Annotated in this window: 9 protein-coding genes; 5 read left to right on the top strand and 4 right to left on the bottom strand. The window is 63.1% G+C overall.

Annotation, left to right across the window (positions count from 1 at the left end):
- Positions 1–52 precede the first annotated feature (52 nt).
- On the top strand, positions 53–481 hold the full coding sequence (locus PSH76_RS23550; protein WP_305493007.1) for a hypothetical protein: 429 nt from the start codon (positions 53–55) through the stop codon (positions 479–481).
- Here PSH76_RS23550 and PSH76_RS23545 read toward each other — a convergent pair.
- Both PSH76_RS23545 and cra read right to left on the bottom strand, forming a co-directional pair.
- Positions 428–1,204 (bottom strand): TatD family hydrolase, encoded by a 777-nt coding sequence (locus PSH76_RS23545; RefSeq protein ID WP_305493006.1) that lies wholly within the window; start codon positions 1,202–1,204, stop codon positions 428–430. The two genes, PSH76_RS23550 and PSH76_RS23545, sit on opposite strands and share 54 nt — an antisense overlap.
- Positions 1,205–1,206: 2 nt before the next feature.
- Positions 1,207–2,202 carry a catabolite repressor/activator gene (gene cra, locus PSH76_RS23540; protein WP_098949587.1) on the bottom strand — a complete coding sequence of 332 codons (996 nt, stop codon included), beginning with the start codon at positions 2,200–2,202 and terminating at the stop codon, positions 1,207–1,209.
- Between the two features lie 284 nt (positions 2,203–2,486).
- Between cra and ptsP the strand changes: the two genes are divergently transcribed.
- From ptsP to PSH76_RS23520, 4 genes are all read left to right on the top strand, one after another.
- Positions 2,487–5,345, top strand: coding sequence for a phosphoenolpyruvate--protein phosphotransferase (ptsP, locus tag PSH76_RS23535; protein ID WP_305493005.1), 2,859 nt, complete (start codon positions 2,487–2,489; stop codon positions 5,343–5,345).
- Entirely contained in the window at positions 5,346–6,266 is a 921-nt protein-coding gene (gene pfkB, locus PSH76_RS23530; protein ID WP_032893608.1) for a 1-phosphofructokinase, read from the top strand.
- Positions 6,267–6,277: 11 nt separating this feature from the next.
- Positions 6,278–7,987: a PTS fructose-like transporter subunit IIB gene (locus PSH76_RS23525; RefSeq protein WP_032893606.1), complete on the top strand. Its 1,710-nt coding sequence runs from the start codon at positions 6,278–6,280 to the stop codon at positions 7,985–7,987.
- A gap of 190 nt (positions 7,988–8,177) precedes the next feature.
- Positions 8,178–9,719 (top strand): alkaline phosphatase, encoded by a 1,542-nt coding sequence (locus PSH76_RS23520; RefSeq protein WP_305493004.1) that lies wholly within the window; start codon positions 8,178–8,180, stop codon positions 9,717–9,719.
- Between the two features lie 138 nt (positions 9,720–9,857).
- Here the strand turns inward: PSH76_RS23520 and PSH76_RS23515 are convergent, their stop codons facing one another.
- Together PSH76_RS23515 and PSH76_RS23510 are read right to left on the bottom strand one after the other, a co-directional pair.
- Positions 9,858–12,383, bottom strand: a complete 2,526-nt coding sequence (locus PSH76_RS23515; RefSeq protein ID WP_305493003.1) for a sulfite reductase flavoprotein subunit alpha — start codon at positions 12,381–12,383, stop codon at positions 9,858–9,860.
- Positions 12,384–12,506: 123 nt separating this feature from the next.
- Positions 12,507–14,792, bottom strand: a complete 2,286-nt coding sequence (locus PSH76_RS23510; protein ID WP_305493002.1) for a TonB-dependent siderophore receptor — start codon at positions 14,790–14,792, stop codon at positions 12,507–12,509.
- Between the last annotated feature and the right edge of the window lie 21 nt (positions 14,793–14,813).

Genomic DNA, 14,813 nt, shown 5'->3' with positions numbered 1-14,813 from the left:
GTGATTAGGTGAAAATTTATTTCATCCGTCACGGTCACGAGGGGACAAAACGATGGCCGCCGCAATCGGTATCAAAGGGCATTGCGCCCAATGCAACATGACGTTTGAGCTCAAGCCCTGGCAACTGAACGCCATTGCCATTGAGGTGCCGTTTGACTGTACGTATTGCCACTGCGGTTTGCAGTTGGAGTGTGTCAAGCAGTTGCGCCAGTTCAAGGCCCTGGACCACTGGGCGCTGGTGCGGCCGAGCATGATCATGCTGACGTGCGCAACCTTTCTGATGGCCTTGGTCGCTGAATGGTTGGGGCTGCTCAGTGTGATCGGGCAACTGAACATTTCGCTGGTCGCCGTGCTGATCCATTTGCTGGTGGTGCGCTATGCCCGCCATCGGCAGACTATGACCTTGAAGTTGCAGGTGATCAGTCCGCTACCAGTTGAACAGCTCGCACGCATTGCGTGTGCTCGCCTCAGCCAGCAATAAAGGGCTGATACCCATGCGTTCGGCCAGGGCCGTGCAGATCTGCGGCAGGTGCTGCGGGCTATTGCGCTGGTTGGGGTACATGGCCGGGGCCATATCCGGCGAGTCGGTTTCCAGCACCACGGCGTCGAGTGGCAACTGCGCCAGTACCCGGTGCATGCGCAGGGCCTGGGGCCAGGTGGCAGCGCCGCCCAGGCCCAGTTTGAACCCGAGCTTGATGTACTCGCGGGCCTCTTCAGCGCTGCCGGCGAACGCATGGATGATGCCGCCTCTGGGCACGCGGATGCGCTTGAGGGTGGCAATCACGGCGGCGTGGCTGCGGCGAACGTGGAGCAAGGCCGGCAGTTGGAAATCCACTGCGAGTTTCAGTTGGGCTTCAAACAGCGGTTGCTGGCGCTCGTGGTCCAACTGTTCCAGAAAGTAATCCAGGCCAATTTCGCCCACGGCGCACAGTTGCCGGTGGCCGTGCAGGCGCGTCAACCAGTCGCCCAGTTCCAGCAGGTCGGCGGGGCGATGCTCATCGAGATACACCGGGTGCAAGCCGAAGGCGGCGAACAAGCCTTCGTCTTGTTGCACCAAGTCCCACAGCCGCTGCCAATTTTTCTGGTACACCCCCAGCACCACCAGGCGCCGCACGCCGAGTTCACGGCTGTGGGCGAGGACGTGCGAGCGATCCTGCTCGAAGTCCTCGAAGTCCAGGTGCGTGTGGGTGTCGATCAGCTCCACGCTCAGGCCTCGTGGATACGCTGCTTGAAGGTCCGGCCAATCGCATGCACGCCGGGTTGGTACTGTTCCTCTTCAATGGCGGCCAGGGCCAGACGCAGGGCGGTTTCGGCAATCAACTGATGTTGCTGGGCCATGGCGTTGACCGGCAGCGGCAGGAAATCCAGCAACTGCGTATCGCCGAAGGTGCCCAGGCGCAGGGGCCGCGACTTGAGCGGGAAGTCATGCAGCGCGTCGAACACGCCTTGCAGCAGTACGTAGGAGGTGGTTACCAGCGCGTCCGGCAGATGCCCCAGGCGTTGCAGCAGTTGCTCCATCAGCTCTCGGCCGCAGTCACGGCTGAAGGCTTCGCCCTGTTCGATAATCACTTCGCCCGTGAAGCCTTGCAGCGCATCCCGGAAACCGGCGGTACGTGCCTGGCTGATGCTCAGTTCGGGCCGCGCGCCAATCAGTGCGATCTGCTTGGGCAGCGGTTGTAGCAGGCTGCTGGTGAGTTGCTGGCAGGCCTGGTGGTCGTCGCTGACCACGGAGCAGAACTGGTTCGGCTCCATCTCCCGGTCGATGGCAATCACTGGCAGCCCCTTGGCCTGCAGCTCGCGATAGCTGTCATCGCTGGCCGGCAGGCAACTGGCGACGAACAACGCATCGCAACGCCTGGCACGGAACAGTTGCAGCAGTTGGCGTTCGCTGTCCGCTTCATCATCGGAGCTGGCGATCAGCAACTGATAGCCTCGCGCCCGCGCACCTTGTTCCAGCAATTTGGCGATGCGTGCGTAGCTGGGGTTTTCCAGGTCTGGCAGGATGAACCCCAAGGTGCGTGTATGCCGGCTGCGCAGCCCGGCAGCTTGAGGGTTGGGGGTAAAACCATGGGCCTGGACCACGGCACGCACACGCTCAACGGTTGCGTTGCTGATGCGCTGCTGTTCGGCCTTGCCATTGATGACATAGCTGGCGGTGGTAACGGACACACCGGCCAGACGTGCGATATCACTGAGTTTCAAACCGGGATTTCCTTGTTTTTTGGCGCTCGCCCCGACATTTTGTCCAATCGTAACCGATTCCAGCATTCGACCCATGCCCCACAGCAAGCGCCGAGTGGCCCTTCAAGCTTGCGCAATTAACGCGTAATCTGCCATAAATTCTAGATTAAACGTTTCAGCAAGCGTATTTTTACGATGTTCGCCGCTGAGTGATCACTGCCAATTGACCGCTCAGTCAGTTAATTTTGAACATATTTACCTACAACAATACCTAGTGCGCCGGTCGCACTAACTAGGAGAACGGCATGCTTGAGCTCACTGTAGAGCAGATATCCATGGGCCAGGTGGCTGTGGATAAATCTGCTGCCTTGCACCTGCTCGCTGACAAATTAGTGGCCGATGGCCTGGTTGCCGAAGGTTATCTCAGTGGCTTGCAAGCCCGTGAAGCCCAAGGCTCGACCTTTCTCGGCCAAGGCATTGCCATTCCCCATGGCACGCCAGAAACCCGCGACCAGGTATTTTCCACCGGTGTGCGCTTGCTGCAGTTCCCCGAAGGGGTGGACTGGGGCGATGGCCAGATCGTCTACCTGGCGATTGGCATCGCGGCTAAATCCGATGAACACCTGCGCCTGCTGCAACTGCTCACTCGTGCTCTCGGTGAAACCGACCTGGGTCAGGCCTTGCGCCGTGCTGGCAGTGCCGAAGCCCTGTTGAAACTGTTGCAAGGCGCGCCCCAGGAACTGGCCCTGGATGCACAGATGATCAGCCTGGGCGTGTCGGCCGATGATTTTGAAGAGTTGGTGTGGCGCGGTGCACGCCTGCTGCGCCAGGCCGACTGTGTGAGCAATGGCTTTGCCGCCGTGTTGCAGCAGGTCGACGCGCTGCCCCTGGGCGATGGCCTGTGGTGGTTGCACAGCGAGCAGACGGTCAAGCGTCCGGGCCTGGCCTTCGTGACGCCGGACAAACCCATGCGTTACCTCGGCCAGCCTTTGCACGGCCTGTTTTGCCTGGCGAGCCTCGGCGAAGCGCACCAAAGCCTGCTTGAACGCCTGTGTGCCTTGTTGATTGAAGGGCGTGGTCAGGAATTGGGGCGCGCCACCAGCAGCCGTGCGGTGCTGGAAGTGCTGGGCGGTGAACTGCCACCGGACTGGCCCAGCGCCCGCATTACCCTGGCCAACGCCCACGGGTTGCATGCGCGCCCGGCGAAGATCCTTGCCCAATTGGCGAAAAGTTTTGATGGCGATATCCGCGTGCGCATCGTCGATGGCGCGGTGGGCGCCGTGTCGGTCAAAAGCTTGAGCAAGTTGCTCAGCCTCGGCGCACGTCGTGGCCAGGTGCTGGAATTTGTGGCCGAGCCGACGGTGGCCGGCGATGCACTGCCCGCCCTCTTGGCCGCCGTGCAAGAGGGCCTTGGCGAAGAGGTCGAGCCTTTGCCCACCGTGAGCGCACAGCCAGCACCGGTCGACATCGAACCCGTGCTTAGCGCGCCAGTGAGCGGTAGCCAACTCCAGGCGATTGCCGCCGCACCGGGTATTGCCATCGGCCCGGCCCATATCCAGGTGCCGCAGGTGTTCGATTACCCGCTGCGCGGTGAGTCTGCCGCCGCCGAACGCCAGCGCCTGCACACGGCCTTGAGCGACGTGCGCACGGATATCCAGGGCCTGATCGAGCGTAGCCAGGCCAAGGCCATCCGCGAGATTTTCATCACCCACCAGGAAATGCTCGACGACCCGGAACTGACCGACGAAGTCGACACCCGCCTCAAGCAAGGCGAAAGCGCCGAAGCCGCCTGGATGAGCGTGATCGAAGCCGCCGCCAAGCAACAGGAAGCCTTGCAGGATGCCCTGTTGGCCGAGCGTGCTGCCGACTTGCGTGACATCGGCCGCCGCGTGCTGGCCCAATTATGCGGCGTCCAAAGCGTGCAGGAACCGAGTGAACCCTACATCCTGGTGATGGAAGAAGTCGGCCCTTCGGATGTAGCACGCCTGGACCCTGCCCGCGTTGCCGGCATTCTCACCGCCCGAGGTGGCGCCACCGCTCACAGTGCCATCGTCGCTCGCGCCTTGGGCATTCCGGCCTTGGTCGGTGCTGGCGCTGCGGTATTACTGCTCAACGCCGGCACGCCGCTTTTGCTCGATGGCCAGCGCGGTCGCCTGCATGTGGACCCCGACGCCGCCACCCTGCAACGCGCCACCGTGGAGCGCGACAGTCGCGAACAGCGCTTGCAAGCTGCTTCGGCCCAACGCCATGAAGCGGCGCTGACCCGTGACGGCCACGCCGTGGAAGTGTTCGCCAACATTGGTGAAAGCGCCGGGGTGGCCAGTGCAGTGGAGCAGGGCGCCGAAGGTATTGGCCTGCTGCGCACCGAACTGATTTTCATGGCCCACCCCCAGGCGCCGGACGAGGCCACCCAGGAGGCCGAATACCGTCGCGTACTCGACGGCCTCAACGGTCGCCCGTTGGTGGTGCGCACCCTGGATGTGGGCGGCGACAAGCCCTTGCCCTATTGGCCGATCGCCGAAGAAGAAAACCCCTTCCTCGGTGTGCGCGGCATTCGCCTGACGCTGCAACGCCCGCAGATCATGGAAGCGCAACTGCGCGCACTGCTGCGTGCTGCGGATAACCGCCCGCTGCGCATCATGTTCCCCATGGTCGGCAGCGTGGATGAGTGGCGCGCCGCCCGGGACATGACCGAGCGCCTGCGCCTGGAGATCCCGGTAGCGGACCTGCAACTGGGGATCATGATCGAAGTGCCTTCAGCCGCGTTGCTGGCGCCGGTGCTCGCCAAGGAAGTCGACTTCTTCAGCGTCGGCACCAACGACCTGACCCAGTACACCCTGGCCATCGACCGTGGCCACCCGACCCTGTCGGCCCAGGCCGATGGCTTGCACCCGGCAGTTTTGCAACTGATCGACATCACCGTGCGCGCCGCCCATGCCCACGGCAAATGGGTGGGCGTGTGCGGCGAGTTGGCGGCGGACCCGCTGGCGGTGCCGGTGCTGGTCGGCCTGGGTGTGGATGAGTTGAGCGTGTCGGCCCGCAGCATTCCCGAGGTGAAGGCGCGGGTGCGTGAGTTCAGTCTGAGCGAGGCCCAAGGCCTGGCGCAACAAGCACTGGCGGTGGGTTCGCCTGCCGAAGTGCGTGCCCTAGTGGAGGCCGTGTAGATGGCGAATATTCTGACTCTGACGCTGAACCCGGCGTTGGACCTCACGGTACGCCTGGCGCACCTGCAACCCGGTGAGGTCAATCGCAGTGAGGCGATGCTCACCCACGCGGCGGGCAAGGGCGTGAATGTGGCGCAAGTGCTGGCGGACCTGGGCCATTACGTCAGCGTGGGCGGGTTCCTCGGCAGTGCCAACCCCCAGGCGTTCAATGCGCTGATCAAGCGCCGTGGGTTTGGCGATGCCTTCATTCGTGTCCCCGGCGAAACCCGTAGCAACATCAAGATTGCCGAACAGGATGGGCGGGTCACCGACATCAATGCACCGGGGCCGCTGGTGACTGAAGAGGCGCTAAAAGCGCTGCTCAAGATGGTCGCGATCATTGGCCCGGAGTTCGATGCGGTGGTGGTGGCCGGTAGCCTGCCGCGCGGCGTCAGCCCGCAGTGGTTTAAAGGTCTGCTGGAGGCGTTGAAAGACCTCGGGTTGAAAGTGGCCCTGGACACCAGCGGCGAAGCGCTGCGCCTGGGGTTGGAGGTTGGCCCGTGGCTGGTCAAACCCAATACCGAAGAGTTGGCCGAGGCCCTGGGTAGCGCCACCGATGCCATCAGCCGCCTGCATCAGCAAGGTGTCGAGCATGTGGTGGTCTCCGACGGGGCCGCAGGCGTGACTTGGTACCGCCCAGGTGCGGCGCTGCACGCCACACCGCCCAAAGTGGCAGTGGCCAGTACCGTGGGCGCCGGCGACTCGCTGCTGGCCGGGATGCTCCACGGTTTGCTCAGTGGCGACACGCCGGAGCACACCCTGCGCCGGGCCACGGCGATTGCCGCGATGGCAGTGACACAGATCGGTTTTGGCATCAGCGATGACGCGCAGTTGGCGCATCTCGAAAGCGGCGTCGATGTGCGCACGCTGACAGAACAATAAGAGGGTTTGTGATGAAGTTAGCCATTGTTACCGCCTGCCCGAACGGCATGGTCACCAGTGTGCTGTGCGCCCGCTTGCTGGACGCCGCCGCCCAGCGCATGGGTTTGCACACCAGTGTTGAAGTCGTCGATGTGCAGCGCCCGGAGCGCCAGTTGTCCCAGGCCACGATTGATGATGCCGAGTGGGTGCTGCTGGTCAGCAGTACCCCGGTGGATATGCAGCGGTTTGTCGGCAAGCGTGTGTTCCAGAGCACGCCCGCCCAGGCGTTGGCGGATGTCGAAGGCGTATTGCGCCGGGGCGCCGAAGAAGCCCAGGTGTATGTCGCCGACGCCGCCCCGGTGGCGGCCAAGGCTGCGCCGCGTATCGTTGCGATTACCGCGTGCCCCACTGGCGTGGCCCACACGTTCATGGCCGCCGAAGCCTTGCAGCAGACCGCCCAGCGCCTGGGTTATGACTTGCAGGTCGAGACCCAAGGCTCGGTCGGCGCCCGCACGCCGTTGAGCCCCCAGGCGATTGCCGATGCCGATGTGGTATTGCTCGCGGCCGATATCGAAGTGGCCACCGAGCGTTTCGCCGGCAAGAAGATTTATCGCTGTGGCACCGGCATTGCTCTTAAGCAATCCGAAGCCATCCTCAACAAGGCCCTGGCCGAAGGCGCAGTGGAAAGCGCGGCCAGCGGTGCAGCGGCCAAGGCCGAGAAAACCGGGATCTACAAACACCTGCTCACCGGCGTGTCGTACATGTTGCCGATGGTGGTGGCGGGGGGCTTGCTGATCGCCTTGTCGTTTGTGTTCGGCATTCATGCCTTCGAACAGCCCGGCACCTTGGCGGCGGCGCTCAAGTCCGTGGGTGACCAGGCGTTCCTGTTGATGGTGCCGCTGCTGGCGGGCTACATCGCCTACTCGATTGCCGACCGTCCCGGCCTGGCACCCGGCATGATTGGCGGGCTGCTGGCGGGGACGCTGGGGGCTGGGTTTATTGGCGGCATCCTCGCCGGTTTCGTCGCCGGGTATTGCGTCAAGCTGATCAGCCGCGCGGTGCAACTGCCCCAGAGCCTGGAAGCGCTCAAGCCGATCCTGATCATCCCGTTATTGGCGAGCCTGTTTACCGGCTTGGTGATGATCTACCTGGTGGGGCCACCGGTCGCGCGCTTGCTCACGGGCCTGACGGATTTCCTCAGCACCATGGGCACCACCAACGCGGTGCTGTTGGGCATTTTGCTCGGCGGCATGATGTGCGTGGACTTGGGCGGGCCGATCAACAAAGCGGCCTATGCGTTCTCGGTCGGCCTGCTGGCCGCCTCGAGCGGCGCGCCGATGGCCGCGACCATGGCAGCCGGCATGGTGCCGCCGATTGGCATGGGCATCGCCACGTTACTGGCCCGACGCAAGTTCGCTCAGACCGAACGCGAAGCCGGCAAGGCGGCGATGATCCTGGGGCTGTGCTTTATCTCCGAAGGCGCGATTCCCTTCGCCGCCAAAGACCCGCTGCGCGTGATTCCAGCCAGCATCGCCGGTGGCGCGTTGACCGGCGCACTGTCGATGTACTTCGGCTGCAAACTCGCCGCGCCCCATGGTGGCTTGTTTGTGCTGGTGATTCCGAATGCGATGAACCATGCGTTGTTGTACTTGTTGGCGATTGTGGCGGGCAGTGTATTGACCGGGCTGGTGTATGCCCTGCTCAAGCGACCGGAAGCGGCCGAGCTGGCCGTGACTGCCTGACACTGGCAAAAAATGTGGGAGCTGGCTTGCCTGCGATAGCATCGACTGGGTTTGCCTGATACACCGAGGTGTTTGCATCGCAGGCAAGCCAGCTCCCACAGGTGAATTTGATCGTTCTCCCGATCGGTGTCACATCCGCTTCATCCCTCCATGCTTTAGTGGCCCTTTTGATACTCAAGAGGGCACCTGCATGAGCCACTTCGATCTGGGCCGCCGCCGTGTGATGCAAGCCGTGGGCGCCGGCCTGTTGTTGCCGGGCCTGGCGCCGGCGGTGATCGCTTCGGTGAAGGACCGGCCGCAACTCACTGACGGCGTGCAGTCGGGCGACCTGCAGGGCGACCGCGCGATGATCTGGAGCCGCAGCGACCGCCCGGCGAAGATGGTGGTGGAGTGGGATACCCGCAGCGTGTTCAGCAACCCGCGCCGATTCGTCTCGCCCCTGGCCGACAGCCGCACCGACTTTACCGCCCGTGTCGAACTCACGGGGCTGCCGGTCGACCAGGCGATTTTCTACCGCGTGCACTTCGAAGATGCCCAGAGCGGCATTGCCAGTGAACCCTGGTTCGGCCACTTGCGCAGCGTGCCGCAACAGCGGCGTGACATCCGCTTTGTGTGGAGCGGCGACACCGTCGGCCAAGGCTTCGGCATCAACCCCGACATCGGTGGCATGCGCATCTATGAAGCCATGCGCCTGCGCCTGCCGGACTTTTTTATCCACAGCGGCGACACCATCTACGCCGACGGCCCAGTCCCCGCGCAGATCACCACCGAAGGCGGGCGCATCTGGCGCAACATCACCACCGAAGCCAAGAGCAAGGTGGCGGAAACCCTCGATGAATATCGCGGCAATTACCGCTACAACCTGCTGGATGAAAACGTGCGCCGCTTCAATGCCGAGGTGCCGCAGATCTGGCAGTGGGACGATCACGAGGTGATCAACAACTGGTCATCGAGCAAGCAGTTGGATGAGCGCTACCAGACCCGCGACATCAACACTCTGGTGGGCCGTGCCCGCCAGGCCTGGCTGGAATATTCACCCATGCGCCGACAGAGCGCCGACGGTGGCGGGCGCATTTATCGCACGCTCAGTTATGGGCCGCTGCTGGATGTGTTTGTGTTGGATATGCGCAGCTATCGCGGGCCGAATGACGACAACCTGGGTGCTGAAAAACCCTTCCTGGGTCGTGAACAGTTGGACTGGCTCAAGCGCGGGCTCAAGGCGTCGCAAGCGCAGTGGAAGGTGGTCGCCGCCGACATGCCCATCGGCCTGGGCGTACCCGACGGTGAAGTCAGCCCCGGTGTGGCGCGTTGGGAAGCGATCGCCAATGGCGACCCAGGCCCGGCGCAAGGGCGTGAGCTGGAGATCGCCGAACTGCTGGGGTTCCTGCATGAGCACAAGGTGCGCAACCATGTGTGGCTGACGGCCGATGTGCATTACTGCGCGGCGCATCACTACCACCCAGACCGCGCGGCGTTTCAGGATTTCGAGCCGTTCTGGGAGTTTGTGGCAGGGCCGTTGAATGCCGGAAGCTTCGGGCCCAACCCACTGGATAAAACCTTTGGCCCGCACGTGGTGTTTCAGAAGGCGCCACCGGCACAGAACACCTCGCCGTTTGCGGGTTTCCAGTTTTTTGGTGAAGTGCAGATTGATGGGCAGACGGCGGAGTTGACGGTGATGCTGCGGGACTTGGATGGGGTTTCGGTGTTCGAGCAGAAATTGCAACCGACTTGATTGGAGTGCTGATCGTTCCCACGCTCTGCGTGGGAACGCATCCTGTGACGCTCCGCGTCACGCCGTTAAGAGCGGACGCGGAGCGCCCAGGGCAGCATCCCCACGCGGAGCGTGGGAACGATCAGGAGCAACAAAGTCTCAGTAGACATCCCGACGATAGCGGCCTTGTTCGATCAGGCGCTCCAGCGCCTCATTGCCCAGGATGTCTGCCAGTGCCTGATCCACCCCCGTCGCCATCCCCTGCAAGCTGCCACATACATAAATCGCCGCGCCATCCGCCAGCCATTTACGCAGCACATCCGCTGACTCGCGCAGGCGGTCCTGTACGTAGATTTTCTCCTCTTGGTCCCGGGAAAACGCCAAGTCCAGCAGGGCCAGGTCTCCATTGGCGAGCCAGCCTTGCAGTTCCTCCTGGCACAGGTAGTCGTGGGCGATATTGCGCTCGCCAAACAGCAGCCAGTTGCGCTGCTGGCCGTCGGCAATACGCGCCTTGAGCAAGCTGCGCAGGCCCGCCAGGCCGGTGCCGTTGCCCAGCAGAATCAGCGGCACAGGCGCGTCGGGCAAATGAAAGCCGCTGTTGCGCCGCAGGCGCAGGCTGATGGCCGAGCCGAGGGCGGCGTGTTCAGTCAGCCAGCCGGAGCCAAGCCCCAGGCTGCCGTCGGGATGGCGCTCCTGGCGCACGATCAGCTCCAGCACACCGTCGCTGGCAATCGAGGCGATGGAGTATTCGCGCATGCCCAGCGGTACCAACGCATCCACCAGTGCCTGGGCGTGCAGGCCGACCAGGTGCGTGCGGTTGTCCGGCAGTTGGCGCGTGGCCAGGGCCTGGTCGAGGGTGTGGGCGACGCCGTCAATTACCACGCCGTCGCTGCCGACCAAGCCCAGGCCGGCCAGGAAGTGTTCGATAGCCCACGGGCAATTGCGTGGCAGAACTTCCACCAGGTCGCCGGCCAGCCAGCTGTGCGCAGACGTGGACGTCAGGCCCAGCAGGTAGACGGGCGAGCCGACACTGTCGGGGTTGAGCAGGGTGCGTTGGCTCAGGGTCCAGTTTTCGTACTGGGCCGTCGGCCAGGCCGCTGCCGGCGCATGCCCGGTGAGCTGGCCCAGTTGTTGTTGCCAGGTCTGCAACGCCAGGGTGTCGCCGCTGTCGACTTCCACCGGGGCAAACAGGGGGTTGCCGCCCTGGTTGGTCAGCCAGAAATGCAGGCGCCGCGCAAAGCCGCAAAAATGCTCGTACTGCCGGTCACCCAGGGCCAGCACCGAGTAGTTCAAGCCTTTGAGGGGCAGCGCCTGGCCGAGCACGCTGCGCTCGAAACCACGGGCGCTGTCGGGCGCTTCGCCGTCGCCAAAGGTACTGACCACAAACAGCGCGTTCTGCGAGTGGCTGAGGTCGTCAGGGCTGACACTGCCCAGCGGCTGCACCTTCACCACCAGGCCCGCAGCCTGCAATTGCCCGGCCGTTTGCCAGGCCAGTTGTTCGGCAAAACCGCTCTGGCTGGCGAAGCCGATCAGCCATGCCGGCGCATCGCTGTGGTTGTCTGTCAGACCTTTGCGGGCATCGCGGACCTGGCGCTTTTTGCGGCGTCGGTCGAGGTACAGCAGCCAGCCCGTGATGAAAAACAGCGGCATGAGCAACGAACTGACGGTGAGGACAATCCGCCCGACCAGGCCGAAATAGCTGCCGGTGTGCAGCGCATACACACTGGTCAGCAACTGCGCCTTGAGGCTTTTGCTGGCGTAGCGCTCGTGGGATTTGACCTCGCCGGTGGCCGGGTCCAGGTTGATCTGGTTCAGCGCGCGGTCATGGGGCGATGAGTTGAGCAGGTAATACACAGTGGCCGGTTGCCCGGCAACCGCCGGCATCCGAATGTTATAGGCGCTCAAGTCGGGGCCGGCGTTGCTGTAGATGCTGCTCCAGATCGCGTCGTAGTTGGCCACCGGAGCCGGGCCAGCGGGGGCTGGGCCGCGCTTGCGCATGCGCTCGTTCTGCGGCGCGTCGGACAGCAGTTTGGTCACGCCACGGTTGTACCAATCGTAGGACCAATACAGCCCGGTCAGCGCCGCCAACAGATAAAACAGCAGGCACCAGGTGCCGAACACCGAGTGCAGGTCCCAATTGAAGCTGCGGCCCTTTTTGCGCCAGTCCAGGGTCAGCCAGACGCGCCAGCTTTTCACCTGGCGCGGCCAGCGCAGGTACAGGCCGGAGAGGCAGAAGAACAACAGGATCAGGGTGCAGGCGCCGGTGATATTGCGCCCGGTATCGCCGATGGCGAGGAAACGGTGCAGTTGCAGGACAAAGCCGAACAGATCCTGGCCGACCGCGTCGCCCATGTAGTCGCCGGTGTACGGGTCAAAGTAGCGCATCTGGCCACGGCGCTCGCCCGGTGGTGGGGTGAAGGACACGCGGCCGGCGTTGCCGCTGTCGCTTTCTACCCACAGCATGGCCACGGTCTTGCCTTCGGCCGCTTCCAACTTGCGTACCAGCTCGGCGGGCGGCAGTACACCGGCCTCGCGTTTCTGCACGCTCAACACGGTGGGGTTGAGCGCCCGCAGGATCTCGTCCTGAAACGAGTACGCGGCCCCGGTGACCCCCATCAAGGCCAGCACCAGCCCGGCCGTGATGCCGAAGAACCAATGCAACTGAAACAGGGTTTTCTTCAACACGTCGGAGCGCCTCGCTTAGCTGGATATCTGATCACGGCGCGCATTATGCCGTGAGTTGCCGAAAAACACGCAAAAGCCCCACGCATCCGATGTGTGGGGCTTCTGGCTGGAGCTTTACCGCTTTTAGAAGTGGAAGCTGGTGGTCAACAACGCCGTACGACCGGCCGCCTGGTTGGCGAAGTGCGTGGAGAAAGCCTTGTCGTAGTAGGTCTTGTCAGTCAGGTTCTGCACGTTCAATTGCAGGTCGACGTTCTTGGTCAGCTTGTAGCTGGCCATGGCGTCGTAGCGGGTGTAGGAGGGTACATACACCGTGTTGCCGACGTCGCCGTAAACCTGATCGACATAGAAGGCGCCGCCGCCGATGGTCAGCTTGGGCGTCACGTCGTAGGTGGTCCACAGGCTGAAGGAGTTCTTCGGCGTGTTGGGCATTTGGTTGCCCTTGCTGGAGCCGGAACTCACGACACCGTTACGCCCGTTGAGGCCGGATTTAACCAGTTCGCTGTCCAGATAGCTGTAGCCCGCAAACACCTGCCATTGTTCGGTAATTTTGCCGCTGGCGGACAACTCGATGCCATCGACCTGAGATTCACCGGCGTTCTGGTAGGTGAGTGCATCCACCAGGATGCGGGTGTTTTTCTTCTCGGTGCGGAAGATAGCTGCGGTCAGGGACAGGCGGTCGTGGAACAGGTCCCACTTGGTGCCCAGTTCGTAGTTGACGGTTTCTTCTGGCTGCAAGTCGCTGGTGGCGGCACCGGCAGACAGTGGGTTGCCGTCGGAACCTTCGCCTATCAGGCCACCGGCTGGCGTGGCCGATGTTGCGTACGAGGCGTAGATGCTGCCGTTCTCCACCGGCTTCCAGACCAGGCCGGCCTGCCAGTTGAAGAACTGGCTGTCGTCCTTGATCTTGCTGCGTCCGGCGACGGCGTTGGTGTTGGCTTCGGTGTCAAAGGTGTCGTAACGCAAGCCTACGTTCAGCAGCCATTTCGGATCGAGCTCGATGGTATCGAATACGTACGCGGCGCGGCTGGTGGCCTTGGTGTTGGTGCCGTTGTAGTTGCGGGCGATGCTGCCGTTCCAGGCATCGTCGGGGTTTGGGTTGCTCAGTGAGGTGCACTGGCCGCCCAGGCTGCCCTTGGCGGTGGTGCACACCGGGTTCGCGTTAGGGCTGACGGTGTAGCCACTGACACGGGTTTCTTCACCGGTAAATTCCAGGCCAGTGGAGTAAGTGTGCTTGAAGCCCAGGGCCTGGAAGCTGCCAAACAGGTCAGTCTGGTTGGTGGTTGTGGTCGTGGTGGAGACACGGCTGTTGGCGCGGCGCCAGACGGTGCCGTAGCGGTTGACGTTGAACTTGCTGTCATCCGGCTGAGTGAGCACATAGTCCTGGCCGGTGCTGCCGTGGCGCAGGGTGTTCTTGAGCGTCATGTTGTCGTTCAGGTCGTGCTCGATGGAGAACGTGCTGATGTCGGCGCGGGTCTTGCGGAAGTCACGGCTTTTCAAACCATAGAAGTTGTTGCTGTCGCCGCCGTCGTTGGGTTTGTCATGCACGTGGGCCGTGGCGGTTGCTGAGCCATAGCCATACGGAATCCCCGAATCCGGCAGGTCATCACTTTCCATATGGTAGTAGCTGAGGTTGACACGGGTCGGTGTGCCCAGGCCAAACGTCAGCGACGGTGCCACGCCCCAACGGTCGTAGTTCACCGCATCGCGGCCAGCCACGTTTTGTTCATGGCTCATCAGGTTCAGGCGGAATGCCGCGCTGTCGTCGAGGAACTGGCGGTTCACGTCGAGCACGTAGCGGCGGGTCTGGTCGGAGCCGTAGGTAAAGCCGCCGTTGGTGAAGTCCCGCGCTTGTGGGGTCTTGCTCACCAGGTTGAGGCTGCCACCGGCCGAGCCACGGCCGCCGAACGAGGAGTTGGGGCCTTTGCTGACTTCGATGGACTCGATGTCGAAGATCTCGCGGCTCTGGCCGCCGGTATCGCGTACGCCATCGAGGTAGGTGTCGCCCTGAGCGTCAAAACCACGGATGAACGGACGGTCGCCCTGAGGGTTGCCACCTTCACCGGCGCCGAAGGTGATACCCGGTACGGTGCGCAAGGCATCCTGCAACGAGGTGGCGGCGGTGTCCTTGAGTACTTGTTGCGGCACCACAGTGACCGAACGCGGCGTGTCCACCAGCGGCGCGGTGTACTTCTGCGACGAGGCTTTTTCCACCTGGTAGGAGGTGTTGTCCTGCTCTTGCCCTGTGATGTTGGTAGCGCCGAGGGAGATAGGGTTGCGCTCGCCTTTTGGCTCGGTATTTTCAGCCGCCTGCGCCAGGTGGGCGGCGGAGCCGGCACTCAGGGCAACGCCGATGGCCGAAGCCAGCATGCGTGGTGAACTGACCGGTATTTTTAGAATAGTGCGCGACATGACGTGTCCCTTCCCCAAGGA

Source organism: Pseudomonas sp. FP215 (genome assembly GCF_030687795.1).
Taxonomy (GTDB): domain Bacteria; phylum Pseudomonadota; class Gammaproteobacteria; order Pseudomonadales; family Pseudomonadaceae; genus Aquipseudomonas; species Aquipseudomonas salmasensis.
The sequence above is the reverse complement of the archived record's forward strand: the minus strand, read 5'-3'. Positions and strand labels throughout refer to the sequence as shown.